This is a genomic window from Streptomyces sp. NPDC055140 (genome assembly GCF_053607285.1).
In genome coordinates this window covers 141,647-161,482 of the sequence record NZ_JBSGTG010000020.1, presented here as the reverse complement: position 1 = coordinate 161,482, position 19,836 = coordinate 141,647, and the positions used below count along the sequence as shown (strand labels likewise).

Below are 19,836 nucleotides of genomic sequence, written 5' to 3'. Positions count from 1 at the left end.
GCGTGCCGCCTAGTCTGGTGATCATGAGTGGCGAGAGAGATCTACGGGCACTGTTGAGCGGCATGCGGCCGGAGCTGAACCCCGGGCGCTACGTCTTCACCACCCTCGACGGTGCGATTCCGCCCGGCGTCACCCCCGTGGTGACCGTCGCCGAGCGGGAGGGGCTGACGCTGGTGGTCCCGCTGGAGGAGGCCGACGCGGCAGGTCTCGCCCACGACTACGTGGCGGGGTGGATCACCTTGCGCGTCCACTCGGCGCTGGAGGCCGTGGGCCTGACTGCAGCCGTCGCCCAAGAGCTCGCCACCGCGGGCCTGAGCTGCAACGTCGTGGCGGGGTTCCACCACGACCACCTCTTCGTCCCGCACGAGCGGGCGGAAGAGGCGGTGGCGCTGCTGGAAGACCTTGCGCACCGTTCGGCCGTCGCGTGACGAAGCCGGGCACGGCTCACCCGAGCACGCGGCCCTCAAGTGCCGTGCGCCAGGCGGGCGGTGTCGGTTCCTGGGCCGGGGTGTCGCGGCGGCCGCCGCGGGCGAAGAAGTCCTCCAGGGGAAGGGTCGCCGCTCCGACGGTGACCGCGTCGGGGCCCAGCTTGCCCAGTTCGATGGTGGCCTTTCCGGCCGGGTAGGACAGGGCGTACTTCGTGGTGTGCTTCCGGACGTCGTCGAGGAAACGGGAGCCGAACTGGAGCCCGGCCCAGCCGCCGATCAGGATGCGCTCCGGCTGGAAGAGGTTGATCAGGTCGGACAGCCCGGCGCCCAGGTATTCGGCCGTCTTGGCCATCACCTCGTAGGCCACCGGGTCGGGGTCGGTCCCGTCCGTCGGGCACGCGGCGGCGAGCAGCGCCGTCAACTGGGTCTCCTCGTCGACGTGTCGGGGCGGCTGTCCACCCGCCTCGCGCCACCGCTCCAGTACGGACTCGGCCCCGGCGTACGCCTCCAGGCAGCCCGGCGCGCCGCAGCGGCACGTCCGCCCGCCGGCCTGGACCGTCAGGTGGCCCCACTCCAGTGCCCGCCCCTTGCCGTCCGCGAAGAGGCAGGCGCCGACCCCGGTGCCGAAGAGGACGATCGCGGCGCTACGCGCTCCGCGTCCGGCGCCGAACCACATCTCCGCCTGCCCGAGCGTCTTCGCGCCGTTGTCGATGAAGTACGGGACTGTGGAGGGGAGTTGGGAGGATTCTCGCAGCAGTGCCTCCAGGGGGACCGCGTCCCAGCCGATGGTCTGGCAGTGGACCACGGCCCCGGACTCGGGGACCCGCTCGACGACGCCGGGAACGCCTATCCCGATTCCGAGAAGGTCGTCCGCCGGCACACCGGCCTCGGCGAGTACCCGCTCGATGCCGCTGCGGATGTGTTCCACGATGACGGCGACGTCGTACCCGTCGCCCGTCAACGGGATGTCGGCGCGGGCGAGTTCGGTGAGGGTCACGTCGAAGACCTCCACCCGGACACGGGTCTCGCCGACGTCGATGCCGATCAGGTTGCCGCTGCGCGGGCTGACGCGGAGCAGAATGCGCGGCCGGCCGCCGTCGGAGTCCAGGCTGCCGGCCTCCTCCACCAGCCCGTCGGCGGCGAGTTCGGCCACGACGTTGCTGACGGATCCTGAACTCAGGCCCGTGAGAGGGCCGAGTGCCTGGCGGCTCGTCGGGCCGTCGAAATACAACTGTTGCAGTATCACTGCTCGGTTGGCTCTGCGCAGGTCACTCACCGTGCGTCTGCTCCGCCGATCCATCTGGGCTCCTTCCTGACCTGCGACAGACGCAAGGTACCCCTGCAGAAACCCTTGACGCGACCTTTCCGCGCGGTTTAACTCACAGCCTAAATTAAGTCGTGGGTGACTTCAGGAACTGAACGCCGAGCGCTTCGGCCTGCAGACCCGCGCCCCGGCTTGGACGCTCCTGAGGAAGGGACACCTGGAGCCATGCAAAGAATTCGAGCACTCGCCAGTAGCGCGGTCGTCGTCTCCCTGCTGGCCGCGGCGACCGCCTGCGGCGGGGGTTCATCCAGTGAGGGATCGAACGAGTCGCCCAAGACCCTGACGTACTGGGCGTCCAACCAGGGGCCGAACGTAGAGGCCGACAAGAAGATCCTCCAGCCTGAACTCGACAAGTTCGAGAAGCAGACCGGCATCAAGGTCAAGCTGGAGGTCGTCCCCTGGTCGGACCTGCTCACCCGCATCCTCACGGCGACCACCTCGGGTGAGGGCCCCGACGTCCTCAACATCGGCAACACCTGGTCGTCCTCGCTCCAGGCGACCGGCGCCCTCCTCCCGTGGGACCAGAAGAACTTCGACAAGGTCGGCGGCAAGGACCGCTTCGTCGAGTCGGCGCTCGGCTCGACGGGCGCGCAGGGCAAGGACCCGGCCGCCGTGCCGCTCTACTCGATGGCCTACGCGCTCTACTACAACAAGGCGATGTTCAAGGAAGCCGGCATCACCGAGCCGCCGAAGACCTGGGACGAACTCACCGCGGACGGCGCGAAGATATCCAAGGGCGGCAAGTGGGGACTCGGCGCCGAGGGCTCCAACCTGTCCAACAACATCCACCAGGTGTTCGTCCTCGCCAAGCAGCACGGCGGCGACTTCTTCACCGCGGACGGCAAGGCCGACTTCACCAACGACGCCGCGGTCGCGGCCGTGAAGCAGTACGTCGACATGATGGCCACGAACAAGATCATCGCGCCCGGCAACGCCGAGTACGCGAAGAACCAGTCCCTCAGCGACTTCTCCAAGGGCAAGACCGCCATGGTCCTGTGGCAGGCCGCGGCCACCACGTTCAAGTCGCAGGGCATGCAGGACGACGAGTGGGGCGTCGCCCCGGTGCCGGTCCAGTCGGGTGCGCCCGGCGCGGGCAAGGCCACGAACTCGATGGTGGCGGGCATCAACCTCGCCGTCTTCAAGAACACCAAGAACATCGACGGCTCCCTGAAGTTCGTGAAGTTCATGACGAGCGACGCCGAGCAGAAGCTGCTCTGCAAGACCTACGGCTCCATCCCGCCGGTCAAGGCCGCCCAGAGCGACCCGGCCTTCGACCGTCCGGAGCTCAAGGTGCTGCGCGAGACCCTCGCGACCAGCGCCACCGCCCTGCCCCAGGTGTCGAACGAGTCCCAGTTCGAGACCTCGGTCGGTACCGCCGTCAAGAACCTCTTCGCCCAGGCCGCGAACGGCAAGAAGCTCTCCACGGCTGACGTCAAGGCCGAGCTGACCAAGGCTCAGCAGCAGATGGCCAGTCAGTGAGCGATGTGCCCATGACCACCATCGTGAACTCCCCGAAGGGGGATCCGGCGGTGCGTGAGGACACCCCCGGGGCGACGCGCAAGCCGCGCCGCCCCGGGCGCATCCGCCGCTTGGGACTTCCGTACCTGCTGCTGCTCCCCGCGCTGCTGCTCGAGATCCTCGTCCACCTGCTGCCCATCGCCATCGGGTTCTTCATGGCGTTCAAGGAGCTGACGCAGCTCTACCTGCGGGACTGGGGCGGCGCTCCCTGGGCCGGGCTCGGCAACTTCGACGTGGCCGTCGACTTCAACGAACCCGTCGGAAAGGCCCTGCTCCACTCGTTCTGGATCACCTGCGTCTTCACGCTCATGTCGGTCGGCCTGTGCTGGCTCCTCGGCACGGCGGCGGCCGTCTTCATGCAGGAGACGTTCACCGGCCGCGGCTTCCTGCGGACCCTGTTCCTGGTGCCGTACGCGCTGCCCGTCTACGCGGCCGTGATCACCTGGGCGTTCATGTTCCAAAGGGACAACGGCCTGGTCAACCACGTACTCCACGACCAGCTCGGACTCGCCGACGGGCATCCCTTCTGGCTCATCGGCGACAACAGCTTCTTCGCGCTGCTGACCGTCTCGGTGTGGAAGGGCTGGCCGTTCGCCTTCCTGATCGTGATGGCCGGGCTCCAGAACATCCCCAAGGAGCTCTACGAGGCCGCCGCCATGGACGGCGCGGGCATCTGGCAGCAGACCCGGCGCATCACCATTCCCTCGCTGCGCCCGGTCAACCAGGTGCTCGTACTCGTCCTGTTCCTGTGGACGTTCAACGACTTCAACACACCGTTCGTGCTGTTCGGGCGGGCGGCGCCCGAGGCGGCCGATCTCATCTCCGTGCACATCTACCAGTCGTCCTTCGCCACCTGGAACTTCGGCACCGGCGCGGCCATGTCCGTACTCCTGCTGCTGTTCCTGCTCCTGGTGACGGGGATCTACCTGGTGCTCACCTCACGAGGGAGGAAGGTCTCCCGTGGCTAGCCCCACCGTCCGCCGCGGCGCCCCGCGCTCGCCGATGGCGTCCCCGCGCTCCTTCATCTGGTCCCGCCGGATCTTCCTGACCCTGCTCACGGGCTTCGTCCTGCTGCCCGTCTACGTCATGATCTCCAGCTCACTCAAACCGCTGGAGGACGTGTCGGGCAAGTTCCGCTGGATGCCCAGCGGGCTCACCATCCAGCCCTACTTCGACATCTGGAAGACCGTCCCGCTGGCGAAGTACTTCTGGAACTCGCTGATCGTGGCCGGCGCCGCGACGGTCTGCTCCGTCGTGATCGCCGTCTTCGCCGCCTACGCGGTCAGCCGCTACCAGTTCCGCGGCAAGCGCGTCTTCACGGTGACGGTCCTGTCGACCCAGATGTTCCCCGGCATCCTCTTCCTGCTGCCGCTGTTCCTCATCTACGTCAACATCGGCCAGTCCACCGGAATCGCCCTGTTCGGCTCACGCGGCGGACTGATCCTCACCTACCTCACGTTCTCCCTGCCCTTCTCGATCTGGATGCTCATCGGGTACTTCGAATCGGTCCCCAGAGACCTCGACGAGGCCGCGATGGTGGACGGCTGCGGACCGCTCAAGGCGCTGTTCCGCGTCGTCGTCCCGGCGGCGATCCCCGGCATCGTCGCGGTCGCCGTGTACGCCTTCATGACCGCGTGGGGAGAAGTGCTCTTCGCGTCCGTCCTGACGACCGACGCCACCCGCACCCTCGCCGTCGGCCTCCAGAACTACTCCACCCAGAACGACGTGTACTGGAACCAGATCATGGCCGCCTCACTCGTCGTGAGCATCCCCGTGGTCGCCGGATTCCTGCTGCTCCAGCGCTACCTCGTCGCCGGCCTGACCGCCGGGGCCGTGAAGTGAGCAGTACCCCGGACCGTGCCGCCGACCCCTCGCCCGAAAGGACGTCAGTGTCCAAGCCCATCGACTTCGCCGCTCTCCCGAAGGACTTCGCCTGGGGCACGGCCACCTCCGCCTACCAGATCGAGGGAGCCGTCGCCGAGGACGGCCGCGCCCCCTCGATCTGGGACACCTTCTCGCACACCCCTGGCAAGGTCACAGGCGACGGCCACGGGGACGTTGCCTGCGACCACTACCACCGCTGGCGCGAGGACATCGCGCTGATGAAGCAGCTCGGCACCAACGCCTACCGGCTCTCGCTCGCCTGGCCGCGGATCGTGCCCGGCGGCGACGGCCCGGTCAACGCCAAGGGCCTCGACTTCTACGACCAGTTGATCGACGGCCTCCTCGGAGCCGGCATCGAGCCGTCCGTCACCCTCTACCACTGGGACCTCCCGCAGACCCTCCAGGACCGCGGCGGCTGGCCCGAGCGCGACACGGCGAAGCACTTCGCCGACTACGCCACCGTCGTCGCCGAACGCCTCGGCGACCGCGTCACCCAGTGGGCCACCCTCAACGAACCTCTGTGCTCGGCCTGGATCGGCCACCTCGAGGGCCGCATGGCCCCCGGCATCACCGACCTCACCGCCGCCGTCCGCGCCTCCTACCACCTGCTCCTCGGCCACGGCCTCGCCACCCAGGCGATCCGCGCCGCGGCGCCCGACGCACGCATCGGCATTGTCAACAACCTCTCCACCGTCCAGGCGGCCACCGACCGGCCCGAGGACGTCGCGGCGGCCCACCGCATGGACGGCCACACCAATCGCTGGTGGCTCGACCCCGTCCACGGCCGCGGCTTCCCCGCCGACATGCGCGACGTCTACGGGGTCGAACTCCCCGAACAGGCAGGGGACTTGGAGACGATCGCCGCCCCGCTCGACTGGCTCGGCCTGAACTACTACATGCCGGCCGTCGTCGCCGACGACCCCACGGGCCCCGCCCCCTACGCCCGCGAGGTGCGCCGCCTCGGCGTCCCGCGCACCGGCATGGACTGGGAGATCGACGCGAGCGGCATCGAGACCCTGCTCCTGCGCCTCACCCACGAGTACGGCGCCCGCAAGCTCTACGTCACCGAGAACGGCTCCGCCTTCCCCGACGTCGTACGGCCCGACGGATCCGTCGACGACCCCGGGCGCATCGAGTACCTGGAAGACCACCTCGCGGCCTGCGCCTCCGCCGCCCGCAAGGGAGCACCGCTCGCCGGGTACTACGCCTGGTCCCTCCTCGACAACTTCGAGTGGGCCTACGGCTACGACAAGCGCTTCGGCCTCGTCCACGTCGACTACAAGACGCAGCGCCGCACCATCAAGGGCAGCGGCCACCGCTACGCGGACATCGTCCGCAGGCACCGGCAGGGGAGGGGACTCAGGGGCAACGCCGCCTGACGCGTCTCCGCGGCTTTTGTGCCCGTACGCTCGCGCATGTCCGCTTGAATGCGTGCGGGATCGCCTACAGCATGGTCGGGCTGACGAAGCTCGAGGGTGCGGTGGCATGCCGCGAGGAAGGTTTCCCCATTTCTGGAGCGGGCGAGAACCGGAATTTCTGGGGGCGGCGCGGCGCGCGGCGGCGCGCCTGCCTCGGCGCGCTGAGCGGACTGCTGGCCGGTTACGCGGCCCTGGCCGCCGCCGAGCTGGCGGCGGCTGTCGTCCGTCCCCAGGCGAGCCCCGTGGTGGCCGTGGGAGGCGCGGCCATCGACCGCACGCCGACCGCGCTCAAGGACTGGGCGATCCGGAACTTCGGAACGAACGACAAGCTCGTTCTGCAGCTCGGCATCGTCGTCGTGCTGGCCATCCTCGCGGTTGTCCTGGGCCTCGTCGCCGTCCGCCACCGCCGCGTCGGATCAGCAGGCGTCCTGCTGTTCGGCGTGATCGGCGCACTGGCGGCCACCACGCGCCCCGACTCGACGGGCATCGTCGACGCCGTGCCGTCCGTGGTCGGCGCGCTGGTGGGCGCCTGGCTCCTGTACGCGCTCAGCGGACGCGCGCGCTCCATGCCGACCGAGGAGCCACCCGAGGGCAGCACCGAACCCGGATGGGACCGGCGCGGGTTCATCACGCTCGCGACGGCCGCCGCGGTCGTCTCGACCGGCGCCGGGCTGCTGGCCCGGTCGTCGCGCGGCACGCAGGACGTGAACGCCGAGTCCTCACGCAACGGCGTCAAACTGCCCGCTCCGGCGTCACCGGGGAAACCCACTCCGGCGGGCGCCCAGTTGGCGATCCCCGGCATCAGCGCGTTCACCACGTCGAACAAGGACTTCTACCGGGTCGACACCGCTCTGGTGGTACCCATGGTGGACGCGATGAAATGGCGGCTGCGGATCCACGGCAAGGGCGTCACCCGCCCCGTCACCCTGACCTTCGACGACCTGCTGCGAAGGCCGCTCATCGAACGCGCCATCACCCTCACCTGCGTGTCGAACGAGGTCGGCGGCCCCCTGATCGGCAACGCCCGCTGGATCGGCGTACGCCTCGCGGACGTGCTCGCCGAGAGCGGCGTCACACCCCCGTCGAAGGGCGGCCCCGCGGACCAGCTGGTCGCGCGCTCCGTCGACGGCATGACGATCGGCAGCCCCGTCGAGGACATCATGGACGGGCGTGACTCGATGCTGGCGCTCGGGATGAACGGTCAGCCTCTGCCGTTCAGCCACGGCTTCCCCGTGCGGATGCTCGTGCCCGGCCTCTACGGCTACGTATCGGCCTGCAAGTGGATCGAGGACATCGAGCTCACCACCTTCGCCGACTACGACGCGTACTGGGTGAAACGGGACTGGGCCCAGCAGGCGCCCATCAAGACGGAGTCCCGCATCGACACCCCCAAGCCCTTCGTGAGCCGCAAGGCCGGCACGGTCATGGTCGCGGGCGTGGCCTGGGCGCAGCATCGCGGGATCGAAAAGGTCGAGGTCCGCGTCGACGACGGGCCGTGGGAACGGGCCACTCTCGCGGCGGAGGACACCCGCGACACCTGGCGCCAGTGGTCCTACCCGTGGCAGGCGACCTCCGGAGGACACCGCCTCACGGTCCGCGCGACCGACGGCACCGGCCGGACGCAGACGGCGAAGCGCGCCGACCCCGTACCGGACGGGGCGAGCGGCTACCACTCGATCCGGGTGGAGATCGGCTGACGCCGTTGAAGGGCGACGGGCCGTGGTCCGTCGCCCTTCACGGGTGGAGTCAGGGATACGAGACCACGGTCGAGGGCACGGTGGACGTGCCGGACGTGGCGGCGCCGATGTCGTTGATGACGTGCTCGTACTGGCCCTGGCCACCCAGGGACACGACGAGCAGGTCGTGGAACTTCACCCCCGACGTGTTGGGCGCGGCGAAGCCGTGGTCCTGGCGGATGGTGTTGTCCGCCGTGTAGTTGCAGTAGCTCCCCAGGCCCCAACCTTCGTGCGTGGTCACGGAGTCGGCGACCTTGTACGCGGCGAAGCCCTTGACGTTGCCGTCCTGGACAGCGGCCTGGTTCGGGGCGTCGTACGCCTTCTCGTTCTGGAAGAAGATCGTGCGGCCGCGCTGGCCGGCCCAGTACACGTCGTACTTGTTGAAGTGCTCGACGAACAGGCCGGTGGCCAGCACGTCGTCGCCGTTGACGCGCACACCGTAGTCGGCGCGGTTGGTCTCCCAGCCGACGCCGTCACCGTGGTCGGCGCGCCAGACCCAGGTGTGGTCGATGATCGTGTGCCGGCTGTTGACGACGATGCTGGTGGTGGCCTTGCCGGGGCCCGCACCGCCGATCCGCACGAAGACGTCCTGGACGGTGATGGGGTTGGCCGAGTGGTCGGTGGACGCTCCGGAAGGCCCGACTTCCAGCAATGTCTGCGAGTTGACCGCGCCGGCGTCGATCAGGAACCCGGCCAGGCGAACTCCGTCGACGTCGGCGGCCTTCACCGCCGTGACGCCGTTGTCAGGGATGAGGGTGGCGTAACCGAGGCCGAGGACCACGGCGTTGGCGCGCTTCACCTCAATGGCCGAGTCGAGGTGGTAGATCCCGGGCGTGAGAAGGAGGTTGAGGCCCTGGTCGAGGGCCGCGTTGAGGGTGGCGGCGGTGACGCCGGGCTTTGCCACGTAGAACTGGGTGAGCGCGAGCGAGGTGCCCCGGGGTGTGCCGCTGCCCCAGGTGGTGCCGCGCGCGTCGGTGCGCTTCTCGGGCAGGAAGACCTTGTAGTCGGCGCCGTCGAGGTACAGGAAGGGCTTCTCACGGGACACGGGCGTCGTGTTGAGCGTGGTGTACGGCGGGTCCGGGAAGCTCTGGGCGGGGGCGCCCTCGACGCCGGAGAACACCATGTTCCAGACGGCGTTGGTCCAGCCGCCGACGGAACTGTCGCGGGTGTACCACTGCTGCTGCGAGTACGGCCCGACGGTGCCGTCGACACGGCTGTCGGCTATGTAGCCGCCGCTGGCCCAGCCGTAGCCGTCGGGGGCGAGGTTGAGGCCGCCTCTCACGTGCATACGGCGGAACGGCGCGGCCTGGGCGACGGCCCAGCGGTTGGTGCCGTTGACGGGGGTGAGGGCGAGGTTCTCGGCGGAGCGCCAGAAGTTCTGGGTGGCGTTGCCGTTGAACCAGCCGGCGTCGACCGTGACATCGCCGTTGATCGAGGTGTCGTCGGGGGACAGGCCGAGACCGGCGATCGAGGTGTAGAAGCCGAGCTGGGCGTTGAGGCCGTTGTACGTGCCGGGCTTGAACAGGAACGCGTAGCGGCCGGAGCCGAACTGTGCGGACTCCTGCTGCTTGAAGATCTCGTCCAGCTTGGCCTGGATGCCCGGCGTGGACGGGTCGAAGACGATCACGTTCGGGCCCAGGTCACCGCCGCCGGGCAGCGGGTCGGCGGCGGGTGCCGCGGAGGCGGGCGACCCGAGTGCGAGTAGGCCGGGGGCGGTGGCCGCCGTTGCCGCCATGACGCCGAGAACCGTACGGCGCGAGGGGGAGACGGAGCCGCCTGTGGGCGAACTGGACGTGGACGGGGAGTTCGTGGGGGGCGTGAGCATAGGGCGACTCTCCTGGTTCAGTAAATGAACGAATGAGGGGGGTGGGAGCGCTCTCTTGCGGTCGAATGCTTCATCTGCGTGAACGATGCGTCAAGACTTAAATCCAGAATCATCGAAATTAGTGGCGGGCGTGAGGCTGTTGAGGCTCGCGTCGAGCCGCCCATCCGCTCTCGGTGGTCCAACACCCCTTGAACGAAAAGGTGTTAGCCGTCTATTGGCAGTCTGGCGTCACTGCCGCAACTCTCCGACGGCCAGGCTGGTGGTGAAGCGAATCTTCCAGTGGCGACGCGGAGCGTCGCAGACTCAGGTCCGGCGGCGCCGGACAGCGCAGTTCTTCGCCTGCGGCGTGGAGCGTCGCGAGGGCTTCTCCCGGCAGAAGGCACGGTGACGATCGCGAAGAAGTTCATCTCCAAGCCACAACTGACCACCGTTCGCCAGCCGGTGGAGGAGATGGCCGGAGCGATGGCACGTCTCCTCCAGGAACACATCGAGGGCACGCGGACCGAGCCCACGTCCCTGATCTTCGAGCCCGAACTGGTGCTCCGACAGTCGGCGTAGACCAGCGGGGGAGAGGGGCAGCAGGGCGTCCTCTCCCCCCGTTCGACCGGTCAGTCCTGTGGCGGGGTGAGGAACACCGAGCGCAGCTTGAGGTTGTCGGTGGCCGGCCTGCCGTGCGGACGCAGTGTCCAGGAGTCGCCTTCGCAGTCGGGCCCGGTGAAGACCATGGCCCACTCGTCCGTGTCGTTGTGCGGGGCGAACGCGGGCTCGGAGGAGTTCGGATCCGCGACCTCGGGGAGGGTGACGCACTGACGGCTCGGCAGCTCGTGGAGGGTGACCGACTGCGTCTGGCCGTTGAGCCCGACGAACTTGTACGAGAAGTCCCCGGTGGCGGCGTGGGCGGAGGCCGGAAGGGTCAGCGCAAGAGCGAACGCGGCGAGGGAAGCGGCAACGGTGGAGCGACGGCGCATGGACAGCCTCATCATTCGGTGCTTGGAGAAGGTCCATGGCAGCTTCGCCCATGGGCCCTCCCGTCACGCCGGCGACAGAAGCCGAAAGGATTCACTGTCGCCCGTTCGGCGGAACGCCCCGAGGTGCACCTGCCACGTCATACGTGTGAGAACGCTTACGGCGTACGGCCGTTGAGGGCGAGACGGTCGGCGACATCGGTGGGGAGCGGCGTGAACCCCAGCAGGCCGCTCACGATCCGGCCGGTCCGGCGGTGCCAGGAACCGGCCTGTCGCAGCATCGCGTGGTCGCCGCCCGGCATCAGCAGCGTGCAGGCCTCGGCGCCCGCGGCAGAGGCCCGGTCGGCGTAGTCGACGGAGGCCGCGGGATCCGTCGTGCGGTCCCGGTCGCCGTGGAGCAGCACCACGCGCCGGCCGCGCAACTGCGTCACCGGCTCACCCTCCGGACACCACGGAGCGAGTCCCACCACGCCTTGGACGAGCCGATGCCCGCCGGCCCGCAGTGCCGCACGTCCGCCCATGGAATGACCGACCAGCACGGTCGGCACGTCCCCGGCGCGTACGGCCAGTTCGTCCAGCGCCCGCAGAGCGTCCCGGAGCGGATCCTCGCGGTCACCGTTCCAGCCCCGGCAGCGATAGCGGACGCTCCCCAGCAGCAGCCCCTGTCCCGCGCAGGCCATCTCGATGGCACGGGCGAACGGACGCATGCGCGCACCCGCGAGACTCAACCGCGTCACCGCTTCCGTCCCCTCCGAGCGGCCACCGTGCAGGAGGAGCACCGCGGCCCGCGGCGGTGCGACGGCCACGGGTGCCACGAGTGCCGATCGCGGATCGTCGTCCCATACGAGCACGCTGTCTCCCCTTCGTCGTGCCCCGGCCACGCGGCTCGGCGCTGCGAGGCCATCATGACGAATCCGTGGCCGCGGGCCGAACGGATGGGTGCGAGGCGGCGCGCGTCAGCGACGGGCGAGCTGCCGCTCCCCTTTCGTCCCGGGCTCGTACGGCAGTCCGTAGTGCCGGAACAGGGGTTCCTCGTCCTCGGCCGGCAACACGTCGTCCGTGCCGATCGGCGGGCACTCCTTCACCAGCGCCTTCGCGTGGTCGACCTTGACGTAGGTCGGCCCGACGACCGCGCCGTCCAGCGGTACGAACACGAGCCTGTGACGCATGGGGAGGCCGATCAGGACAGTGGCCATGGCCGGTTCGTCGGTCCGGGTGTTCACGTAGACCGCCTCGAGCGTGCCGATCTTGTGGCCGTCCGGGTCGACGACGTCGTAAGAGCGCCACTCACGGACATCCGCGACCTGGATCATGGTGGAGCCCCTCTGTGTCAGGCGAACATGCCCGTTCTGAGCTTCGTGAGGGTGCGGGTCAGGAGCCGCGAGACGTGCATCTGTGACACGCCGATCTCGGCGCCGATCTCCGACTGGGTCATCTCCTGGCCGAACCGCATCTCGAGGATGCGGCGCTCACGGCCGTCGAGCTGTTCCAGGAGCGGCGCCAGTGTGTGGAGGTCCTCCACCGTCTCCATGGCCGGATCCGGCTCGCCGAGCACGTCGGCGAACGTCCTCGAGGCGTCGGTCGGGTGCTCGCCGGGATCGCTCGGCATGTCGATGGACCCCGCGGTGTAACCGTTCGAGGCGACCATGCCCTCGATGACCTCGTCCTCGCTGAGCTCCAGGTGCTCGGCGAGCTCCTTGGGAGTCGGCTCGTGGTCCAGGACGGTGGACAGCTCGTCCTTGCCCTTGGCCAGGTCGACGCGCAACTCCTGGAGTCGGCGCGGAACATGTACGGCCCAGCTGGTGTCGCGGAAGAAGCGCTTGATCTCGCCGACGATGTACGGGACGGCGAAGGAGGTGAACTGGACCTCGCGCGACAGGTCGAACCGGTCGATCGCCTTGATCAGGCCGATGGTCCCGACCTGCACGATGTCCTCCATCTCGCCACTGCCACGGTGGCGGAAGCGGGACGCCGCGAACTGGACGAGGGACAGGTTCATCTCGATCAGCGTGTTACGGGCGTACTGGTAGTCCTCGGTACCTTCTTCGAGTACCTGGAGCTGCTCGAAGAACACCTTGGAGAGATCCCGAGCGTCCCTGGGCGCGACCTTGCCGGCGTCTTCGACCCACGGAAGCTCACCCGGGCCGACGGTCGCGTCGGCGTCGTGCGTCGTCGTGGCCTGCGCTCGCGCATCTTCATGAGCGTGCACCGAAGTTGCCGTCATGTCCCTGCCTTTCGTGTCGGCCCCGTCCACAGCGTGTGCCCTCGTCCGCTCGGGTTATGCCTGCCGTCGCGGGAAGCGGCGTGGACCGGCCGGGACCTGACCTATCTCTGTCCCAGGTAGGCGTGGGATATCTGCTCGGTGAAATAGTCGCCGTCCTTGGGGCGTCCAGAGGCCCTTCGGTTCGGCTGGTGCGCGGGTTCCAGGTGGGGAATGTGCTTGGAGCAGTGGACGTATGCCTCCTGGACGGTGATGTATATCCACATCTCGGCCTGCCGCCCCGGGGCCGAATCCCTGGGCAGCGTGGGGCAGATGGCCCGTAGCTCACGATCGTCGACCAGTTGGGCAGATCCGTTCACATGCAGCCCTATGTGGTCATGGGTGAAGTCGATGAAGAGGAGGCCCATATGGGGGTTCTCGGTGATGTTGCCCGCGCTGGCCATGACTCCGTTGCCCCGGTACTCCGGGTAGGCCAGGTGGAGGTCGTCGACGACGGCGACGAACCCGGGCGGCCCGGCGCGGAAACTGGCGTCGCAGTGGCCACGTGTGTCCGCCGTGGACAGGAACACCATGGTCTGCCGGCCGACGAACTCACTCATCGCCGGCGTCAGACGAGGCTGGACCTGACGGTCGTAGAAGTCATCGGCGCGCTCGCTCGTACCCATGTGGGCCTGCAGGGCGCGTTCACCCTGGGAGGGCACGGGGTGGGGGGTGTGGGGGCGGAGGGGCATGCCGTGATCACGTCTCAATCGCCGGGGGTGGACAACGAGCGAGCGTGGCGCCCACTCGAACTGTGGGGCCACGCTAGGCCATTGACGAACCACGGACGCTACGGTTCCGCCAGGAACAGGCGCCGGCCGGCGTTACGCGGCGATCACGGCGGCGCCGACTCGGCCGCCGTCGACGTCCACCACCGTGGCGTGGACGAACGCCGACTCGTCCGAGGCCAGCCAGACCGCGGCGTGCGCGATGGCATCGGGCGTGCCGATCGTGCCGAACGGCGTGCCCTTCATCATGATTTCGCCCGGATGCGGCTTGCCGCCCTCGGCCGCGCGGGGGACGATCACGCCGGGCGAGATCGCGTTCACCCGCACCCCCTGCGGGCCGAACTCCGCCGCCCACGCGCGCGTGAGTGTCTCCATGGCGCCCTTGGTGGAGCTGTAGAGCGACCCCAGCGGGACGCCCAGGCGGGCGATCCAGGAGCCGAGATTGACGATGACTCCGCCACCGTTCCGTGCCATCTCCGGGGCGACATCTGCGGTCAGGAAGAAGGGCGCCTTCACATTCACCGCGTAGACCTGGTCGAAGGTCTTCTCGTCCGTCGTGGTGGTGGTCCCGGGCGGGTAGATGCCCGCGTTGTTCACCAGCACGTCGAGGCGCCCGCCCAGCACCTCGCGGGCCTGCTCCGCGAGGCGGCGGGAGGCATCCGCGCTGCCGTCGAGGTCGGCCTCGACGAAGTCGGCCCGCCCTCCGGCCGCACGGATGTCCTCGACGACGTGCTCGCCGCGTGCCCGATTGCGCCCCGATACGACGACGTGGGCCCCCTCGGCGGCGAACGCCTCGGCGATCGCCTTTCCGATGTTGCTGGTTGACCCAGTGACGAGTGCGGTCTTGTCCTGCAGTCGTCCACTCATGGCCGACTCTCCTCAGTCTCGGTTCTCCCGCTCACCGAGCCGGTCGGGAACACCGCCCGAACCGGCCCGGCGGTCCGTTCAGCCGGACCGTGAGACCGACTGTGCTCCGATGAAATTGGACCCGCAAGTCCAGTTTCTGGCTCGACCTACGCCTTGGCCTCGGCCGGTGCGGCAGCCGGTGCGGTGCCCGCATCGACGGGGGTGGCGCGTACGGCCGGGATGACCGCAGCGATCAGCGCGGCGACGAGCGCGACGCCTCCGCCGACCATGAGAGCCGTACGGAAACCGGCCTCGGAGCTGAAGCTGTAGCCGCCCATGGTGGTCGTCATCTGGGAGAGAACCACGCCGATCACCGCGGCGCCGACCGAGGTGCCGAGGGAGCGCATCAGCGTGTTGAAGCCGTTGGCGGCGGCGGTCTCCGAGAGCGGCACCGAGCTCATGATGAGCGCGGGCATGGAACCGTAGGCGAGCCCGACGCCGCTGTTGATGACCATGCAGACCACCATGAGACCCAGGCCGGAGCCCATCAGTACGAGCGACAGACCATATCCGGCTGCGATCACCAGGACGCCGCAGATGAGCGTGAACTTCGGGCCTCGGGCATCGGTGAGCTTCCCGCCGAACGGGGAGACGATCATCATCATGATGCCGCCGGGCGCCATCCACAGACCCGCCGCGAGCATCGATTGCCCCAGGCCGTAGCCGGTGGCCTCGGGGAACTGCAGCAGTTGCGGGATCACGAGCATGCTCGCGTACATACCGAAGCCGACGAAGATCGAGGCGACGTTCGTGAACAGCACACGGGGCCGGGCGGTGGTGCGCAGGTCGACCAGCGGGTCCCGGGTGCGTGTCTCCCACCAGCCCCAGCCCAGCAGTACGAGGACGGCCGCGGCGAAGAGTATGAGTGTCGTCGCCGAGCCCCAGCCCCATTCGGCCCCCTTGGAGACCGCGAGGAGGAGGCAGACCAGGCCGACACCGAGACCGAGCGCGCCGGGTGCGTCGAAGCGCTGACCCTTGGCGCTTGCCGGGACGTCGGGAATGAGGAACCAGATCAGGGCGGCGATCAGTACGGCAAGGACGGCCGAACCCCAGAACAGCACACGCCAGTTGGCGTACTGGGCCACCGCGGCGGCGATGGGCAGGCCGAGGCCGCCGCCGATGCCCATGGACGCGCTGACCAGGGCGATCGAGGAGCTGAGCCTCTCCTTCGCCACCACGTCGCGCAGGAGGGCGATGCCCAGCGGCACCATGCCCATCCCCATGCCTTGCAGGCCGCGTCCGACGATCATCGGCACGACGGACGACGACAGCGCACACACCACGGAGCCCGCCATGAGCGGGACCGAGCACGCGAGCAGCATGCGGCGCTTGCCGATCAGGTCGCCGAGACGTCCGGTGACCGGCACACACACGGCTCCCACCAGCAGGGTCACGGTGATGACCCAGGCGGCGTTCGACGACGTGGTGTGAAGGATCTTGGGCAGCTCCGCGATGAGCGGGGTGACCAGGGTCTGCATGATCGCGGCAGTGGTGCCGGCGAAAGCCAGAGTGGCGACCACGCCGCCGGCGCGTGCCGTCGGCTGGGGGGCGTCCATCAAGGGGCTCCTTGCGTGTCTGCGGGATTCGGGTGTCTGCGGGGTGTGAGTCTCTGCGGGGCGCCGACGGTGAGGTCGGTCGGATGCCGGGTCGGTATGTCCGTCGGAATACCCGGAGGGTCAATGTGCATCGTACACATCGAATGCATGGAGCACATTGTGTGGTGGCTGCATTTGGCTGTGCGACGATTGGCCCGGGGGTGTGCACGAACGCGCGGTGCGACGCCGCGGAGCGACAGCAGGAGGCAGCAGACGCATGGCCAGGCCCACGTACGAGCTCGAGTACGAGCAGATGCTGCTCAGCCGGCACGGACTCGTGCACCACAAAGGCGGGCGCCCCGAGAGCGGCACCCTTGAGCGCAGCGCCTACATCCTGCTGAGCCGCATTCGCGTGCAGGGACCCATGTCCATCGGGGAGCTCAGCGACGCGTTCGGGCTCGACGCCTCCACCCTGAACCGGCAGACCGCCGCCGCGATGCGCGCCGGACTGGTGGAGCGCATCCCTGATCCCGAGGGCGGCATGGCCCGCAAGTTCCGCATCACGGACAAGGGTGCGCGCGTCCTCGACGAGGAACGCGATCACATCGTGGGCAGCCTGGACCGCGTCATGACCGACTGGGCGGACGAGGACATCGCGGCCTTCACCACCTACCTGAGGCGCTTCAACATGGACATCGAGCGACTGGGCGGCCGGCCGTGGCCTCGGCCGTGAGGTTGCGCCGGTGAGTCGGAGCGCGTGACGCGGTGCAGGTGCGCCAACCGCTTAAGCCGTACCCCTGGGGAAGTTGGGGCGTCGGGGCCTTCCAGGGAGGCGTCTGCCGTTAGAATCCGCTCTCATGTCGAACCCTGACGAACTGCTCGTCGACATCGCCGGCATGGTGGAGTCCGAGCAGAGCAATCAGATGTCCCTGACTGTGGTGACCAGCGGTGCTGTGATCACCGGACGCCTCGCCCCCGAGGCCGTGTGGAGGCGGCGCGTCTCGGAGGTCCTGACGGACTCGGACCACCTCGGCTCCTTCTCGGAGATCTTCACCGCCCACGAGAAGCCCGATGAACGGAAGCAGGGCGAGACCGATGACGGCCTCGCACCCACCCATCTGCACTTCCATGTGGCCCGGATCCTTCAGGGTGCCGTCGGCATCCCCGAGACGGGCGGCATGTACCGCGTCGCGATCCAGGACGTGAGCGCCTGGACCGTGGGCGACTTCAGCTACTCCGACCACTGACCTACGGAGGGGTGCGTTCGCGTCGCTCGCCCGTAGGCCGCAGGACCACGGACGCCCCGCACGCGCCTCTCCATCTACCCCAAGAAGCCTGCCGTGGCCGTCACGAACCAGTCCGCGTCGTCGAGCCACGGGAAGTGTCGAGGGGGAACTGTCGCATAGGCTCATGGCCTTTCGGGATGCCTGTGGGCACTCCCGGAGCCACCTATGTCAGGTGAACCGCTCCACGGTGCGGGAGGAGAGCGCCCAGCCTGATACAGCGTCGCCCGCGTGAGCCGCGGCCTCTTCCTTCGTGGCGTACAAGGAGTCGCTGCCGGGTTCGCCGCGTGTCCCGTCGGCGCCTTGGCCGGTGGGCGACCCATAAGGGCCACCCGCAGGACCCCATAAGGCGACCTTATGGGGTCATAGACCCAGCCCGACTACTAACTAAGGTTTGCCTTAGTTTAGGATTCCCGTTGAGTGCCCATGCCACGAAGGGAACCTGATCATGCCTCGCCCTCTGCGGGTAGCCGTTGTGGGAGCCGGCCCTGCCGGAATCTACGCCGCTGACGCGCTGCTGAAATCCGCGGTGGCCGAAGACCCTGGTGTGTCCATCGACCTCTTCGAGCGGATGCCGGCGCCGTTCGGCCTGATCCGGTACGGCGTCGCGCCGGACCATCCGCGGATCAAGGGCATCATCACGGCCCTGCACCAGGTCCTCGACAAGCCGCAGATCCGTCTCTTCGGCAATGTCGACTACCCGGGCGACATCAGCCTGGACGACCTGCGCTCGTTCTACGACGCCGTGATCTTCTCCACGGGCGCGACGGCCGACCGCGCGCTCGACATACCGGGCATCGACCTCGCCGGCTCGTACGGCGCTGCCGACTTCGTCTCCTGGTACGACGGTCACCCCGATGTGCCGCGGACCTGGCCGCTCGAAGCGGAGAAGGTCGCGGTCCTGGGCGTGGGCAATGTCGCGCTCGACGTGGCCCGCATCCTGGCCAAGACCGCGGACGAGCTGCTGCCGACCGAGATCCCGTCGAACGTCTACGACGGCCTCAGGGCGAACAAGGCTCTGGAGGTCCACGTCTTCGGGCGCCGCGGTCCGGCGCAGGCGAAGTTCAGCCCGATGGAGCTGCGGGAGCTCGACCACTCCCCGAACATCGAGGTCATCGTCGACCCCGAGGACATCGACTACGACGACGGTTCGATCGCGACCCGGCGCGGCAACAAGCAGGCCGACATGGTCGCCAAGACGCTCGAGAACTGGGCCATCCGCGACGTCGGCACCCGGCCGCACAAGCTGTTCCTGCACTTCTTCGAGTCCCCGACCGAGATCCTCGGCGAGAACGGCGAAGTGACCGGCCTGCGCACCGAGCGGACCGCCCTCGACGGCACCGGCAACGTCAAGGGAACCGGCGAGTTCAAGGACTGGGATGTCAAGGGCGTCTACCGCGCCGTGGGTTACCTGTCCGACGAACTCCCCAAGCTGCCTTGGGACTTGGCGTCGGGCACCGTTCCGGACAAGGGCGGCCGGGTGATGGAGGAGTCCGGCGAGCACCTGCAGTCGACCTACGTCACCGGCTGGATCCGGCGCGGTCCCGTGGGTCTGATCGGTCACACCAAGGGCGACGCCAACGAGACGGTCGCCAGCCTCCTGGACGACCGCGAGAACGGCCGTCTGAGCACGCCCTCCTCGCCCGACCCGGAGGCCGTGGACGCGTTCCTCGACGAGCGGAACGTGCGCTACACGACGTGGGACGGCTGGTACCGGCTGGACGCCGCGGAGAAGGCGCTGGGCGAGCCGGAGGGCCGCGAGCGCGTGAAGATCGTAGAGCGTGAGGACATGCTCAAGGCGAGCGGCGCGTAGCCCCTGGCGACAGCATTGCCTGCCGTCCTGGCAGGAGGTGGTCAGGAGTAGCTGCTCCGATGGCGTACGGTGGTGTCTACCGACGCGGGGTGGAGCAGCTCGGTAGCTCGCTGGGCTCATAACCCAGAGGTCGCAGGTTCAAATCCTGTCCCCGCTACTGCCGACCAGGGCCCGGATCCAATGGATCCGGGCCCTGGTGCGTTGTGGCTCCGT

Annotated in this window: 18 protein-coding genes, 1 tRNA gene and 1 pseudogene; 11 read left to right on the top strand and 9 right to left on the bottom strand. The window is 68.7% G+C overall.

The genetic code is table 11. The features are described from left to right. Window positions 1–23: 23 nt before the first annotated feature. Window positions 24–428, top strand: a complete 405-nt coding sequence (locus tag ACWFR4_RS32470) for an ACT domain-containing protein (RefSeq protein WP_453655710.1) — start codon at window positions 24–26, stop codon at window positions 426–428. Window positions 429–444: 16 nt separating this feature from the next. Here the strand turns inward: ACWFR4_RS32470 and ACWFR4_RS32465 are convergent, their stop codons facing one another. Continuing rightward, entirely contained in the window at window positions 445–1,728 is a 1,284-nt protein-coding gene (locus ACWFR4_RS32465; RefSeq protein ID WP_453655709.1) for an ROK family transcriptional regulator, read from the bottom strand. Between the two features lie 189 nt (window positions 1,729–1,917). Between ACWFR4_RS32465 and ACWFR4_RS32460 the strand changes: the two genes are divergently transcribed. The 5 genes from ACWFR4_RS32460 (at window position 1,918) to ACWFR4_RS32440 (ending at window position 8,269) form a co-directional block, all read left to right on the top strand. Next, a complete protein-coding gene (locus ACWFR4_RS32460) occupies window positions 1,918–3,231 on the top strand; it encodes an ABC transporter substrate-binding protein (protein WP_453655708.1) in 1,314 nt (437 codons plus the stop codon). Window positions 3,232–3,242: 11 nt separating this feature from the next. Then, complete coding sequence (locus ACWFR4_RS32455; protein ID WP_453467948.1) at window positions 3,243–4,238, top strand: carbohydrate ABC transporter permease; 996 nt, start codon at window positions 3,243–3,245, stop codon at window positions 4,236–4,238. A 34-nt stretch (window positions 4,239–4,272) separates the two neighbouring features. Continuing rightward, entirely contained in the window at window positions 4,273–5,112 is an 840-nt protein-coding gene (locus ACWFR4_RS32450; protein ID WP_266569547.1) for a carbohydrate ABC transporter permease, read from the top strand. 47 nt (window positions 5,113–5,159) lie between these two features. Further along, window positions 5,160–6,533, top strand: coding sequence for a GH1 family beta-glucosidase (locus tag ACWFR4_RS32445; RefSeq protein ID WP_453655707.1), 1,374 nt, complete (start codon window positions 5,160–5,162; stop codon window positions 6,531–6,533). 71 nt (window positions 6,534–6,604) lie between these two features. After that, window positions 6,605–8,269, top strand: coding sequence for a molybdopterin-dependent oxidoreductase (locus tag ACWFR4_RS32440; protein ID WP_453655706.1), 1,665 nt, complete (start codon window positions 6,605–6,607; stop codon window positions 8,267–8,269). 49 nt (window positions 8,270–8,318) lie between these two features. Here the strand turns inward: ACWFR4_RS32440 and ACWFR4_RS32435 are convergent, their stop codons facing one another. Next, complete coding sequence (locus tag ACWFR4_RS32435; protein WP_453655705.1) at window positions 8,319–10,133, bottom strand: coagulation factor 5/8 type domain-containing protein; 1,815 nt, start codon at window positions 10,131–10,133, stop codon at window positions 8,319–8,321. A gap of 411 nt (window positions 10,134–10,544) precedes the next feature. Between ACWFR4_RS32435 and ACWFR4_RS32430 the strand changes: the two are divergent. Then, window positions 10,545–10,691 (top strand): annotated as a pseudogene (locus tag ACWFR4_RS32430) (substrate-binding domain-containing protein); the annotation flags it as partial. Between the two features lie 50 nt (window positions 10,692–10,741). On the opposite strand, the gene ACWFR4_RS32425 reads toward ACWFR4_RS32430, so the two are convergent. The 7 genes from ACWFR4_RS32425 to ACWFR4_RS32395 form a co-directional block, all read right to left on the bottom strand. After that, entirely contained in the window at window positions 10,742–11,101 is a 360-nt protein-coding gene (locus ACWFR4_RS32425) for a hypothetical protein (protein ID WP_453469025.1), read from the bottom strand. A gap of 155 nt (window positions 11,102–11,256) precedes the next feature. Beyond that, on the bottom strand, window positions 11,257–11,949 hold the full coding sequence (locus ACWFR4_RS32420) for an alpha/beta hydrolase (RefSeq protein WP_453655704.1): 693 nt from the start codon (window positions 11,947–11,949) through the stop codon (window positions 11,257–11,259). A 105-nt stretch (window positions 11,950–12,054) separates the two neighbouring features. After that, a complete protein-coding gene (locus ACWFR4_RS32415; protein ID WP_453655703.1) occupies window positions 12,055–12,411 on the bottom strand; it encodes a PRC-barrel domain-containing protein in 357 nt (118 codons plus the stop codon). Between the two features lie 17 nt (window positions 12,412–12,428). Beyond that, entirely contained in the window at window positions 12,429–13,322 is an 894-nt protein-coding gene (locus tag ACWFR4_RS32410) for an RNA polymerase sigma factor SigF (protein ID WP_453655702.1), read from the bottom strand. A 101-nt stretch (window positions 13,323–13,423) separates the two neighbouring features. Next, window positions 13,424–14,050: a pyridoxamine 5'-phosphate oxidase family protein gene (locus ACWFR4_RS32405; protein ID WP_453469021.1), complete on the bottom strand. Its 627-nt coding sequence runs from the start codon at window positions 14,048–14,050 to the stop codon at window positions 13,424–13,426. Between the two features lie 132 nt (window positions 14,051–14,182). After that, complete coding sequence (locus ACWFR4_RS32400) at window positions 14,183–14,953, bottom strand: SDR family NAD(P)-dependent oxidoreductase (RefSeq protein ID WP_453469019.1); 771 nt, start codon at window positions 14,951–14,953, stop codon at window positions 14,183–14,185. A gap of 146 nt (window positions 14,954–15,099) precedes the next feature. Further along, complete coding sequence (locus ACWFR4_RS32395; RefSeq protein WP_453655701.1) at window positions 15,100–16,548, bottom strand: MFS transporter; 1,449 nt, start codon at window positions 16,546–16,548, stop codon at window positions 15,100–15,102. Between the two features lie 256 nt (window positions 16,549–16,804). Here ACWFR4_RS32395 and ACWFR4_RS32390 point away from each other — a divergent pair, with 256 nt between their 5' ends. The 4 genes from ACWFR4_RS32390 to ACWFR4_RS32375 all read left to right on the top strand — a co-directional run bounded on the left by ACWFR4_RS32390 (window position 16,805) and on the right by ACWFR4_RS32375 (window position 19,780). Continuing rightward, complete coding sequence (locus tag ACWFR4_RS32390) at window positions 16,805–17,260, top strand: MarR family winged helix-turn-helix transcriptional regulator (protein ID WP_389482920.1); 456 nt, start codon at window positions 16,805–16,807, stop codon at window positions 17,258–17,260. Window positions 17,261–17,384: 124 nt separating this feature from the next. Further along, window positions 17,385–17,774: a hypothetical protein gene (locus ACWFR4_RS32385; protein WP_453655700.1), complete on the top strand. Its 390-nt coding sequence runs from the start codon at window positions 17,385–17,387 to the stop codon at window positions 17,772–17,774. A gap of 484 nt (window positions 17,775–18,258) precedes the next feature. Next, window positions 18,259–19,623, top strand: coding sequence for an FAD-dependent oxidoreductase (locus ACWFR4_RS32380; RefSeq protein WP_453655699.1), 1,365 nt, complete (start codon window positions 18,259–18,261; stop codon window positions 19,621–19,623). 83 nt (window positions 19,624–19,706) lie between these two features. Beyond that, window positions 19,707–19,780 (top strand) — tRNA-Met (locus tag ACWFR4_RS32375). The last annotated feature ends 56 nt before the right edge of the window (window positions 19,781–19,836 follow it).

Bases quoted from the DNA above. Each gene is read 5' to 3' on its own strand.
- ACWFR4_RS32470 (WP_453655710.1), top strand. From the start codon at position 24: ATGAGTGGCGAGAGAGATCTACGGGCACTGTTGAGCGGCATGCGGCCG.
- ACWFR4_RS32465 (WP_453655709.1), bottom strand. From the start codon at position 1,728: ATGGATCGGCGGAGCAGACGCACGGTGAGTGACCTGCGCAGAGCCAAC.
- ACWFR4_RS32460 (WP_453655708.1), top strand. From the start codon at position 1,918: ATGCAAAGAATTCGAGCACTCGCCAGTAGCGCGGTCGTCGTCTCCCTG.
- ACWFR4_RS32455 (WP_453467948.1), top strand. From the start codon at position 3,243: ATGACCACCATCGTGAACTCCCCGAAGGGGGATCCGGCGGTGCGTGAG.
- ACWFR4_RS32450 (WP_266569547.1), top strand. From the start codon at position 4,273: ATGGCGTCCCCGCGCTCCTTCATCTGGTCCCGCCGGATCTTCCTGACC.
- ACWFR4_RS32440 (WP_453655706.1), top strand. From the start codon at position 6,605: ATGGTCGGGCTGACGAAGCTCGAGGGTGCGGTGGCATGCCGCGAGGAA.
- ACWFR4_RS32435 (WP_453655705.1), bottom strand. From the start codon at position 10,133: ATGCTCACGCCCCCCACGAACTCCCCGTCCACGTCCAGTTCGCCCACA.
- ACWFR4_RS32425 (WP_453469025.1), bottom strand. From the start codon at position 11,101: ATGCGCCGTCGCTCCACCGTTGCCGCTTCCCTCGCCGCGTTCGCTCTT.
- ACWFR4_RS32415 (WP_453655703.1), bottom strand. From the start codon at position 12,411: ATGATCCAGGTCGCGGATGTCCGTGAGTGGCGCTCTTACGACGTCGTC.
- ACWFR4_RS32410 (WP_453655702.1), bottom strand. From the start codon at position 13,322: ATGACGGCAACTTCGGTGCACGCTCATGAAGATGCGCGAGCGCAGGCC.
- ACWFR4_RS32405 (WP_453469021.1), bottom strand. From the start codon at position 14,050: ATGCCCCTCCGCCCCCACACCCCCCACCCCGTGCCCTCCCAGGGTGAA.
- ACWFR4_RS32400 (WP_453469019.1), bottom strand. From the start codon at position 14,953: ATGAGTGGACGACTGCAGGACAAGACCGCACTCGTCACTGGGTCAACC.
- ACWFR4_RS32395 (WP_453655701.1), bottom strand. From the start codon at position 16,548: ATGGACGCCCCCCAGCCGACGGCACGCGCCGGCGGCGTGGTCGCCACT.
- ACWFR4_RS32390 (WP_389482920.1), top strand. From the start codon at position 16,805: ATGGCCAGGCCCACGTACGAGCTCGAGTACGAGCAGATGCTGCTCAGC.
- ACWFR4_RS32385 (WP_453655700.1), top strand. From the start codon at position 17,385: ATGTCGAACCCTGACGAACTGCTCGTCGACATCGCCGGCATGGTGGAG.
- ACWFR4_RS32380 (WP_453655699.1), top strand. From the start codon at position 18,259: ATGCCTCGCCCTCTGCGGGTAGCCGTTGTGGGAGCCGGCCCTGCCGGA.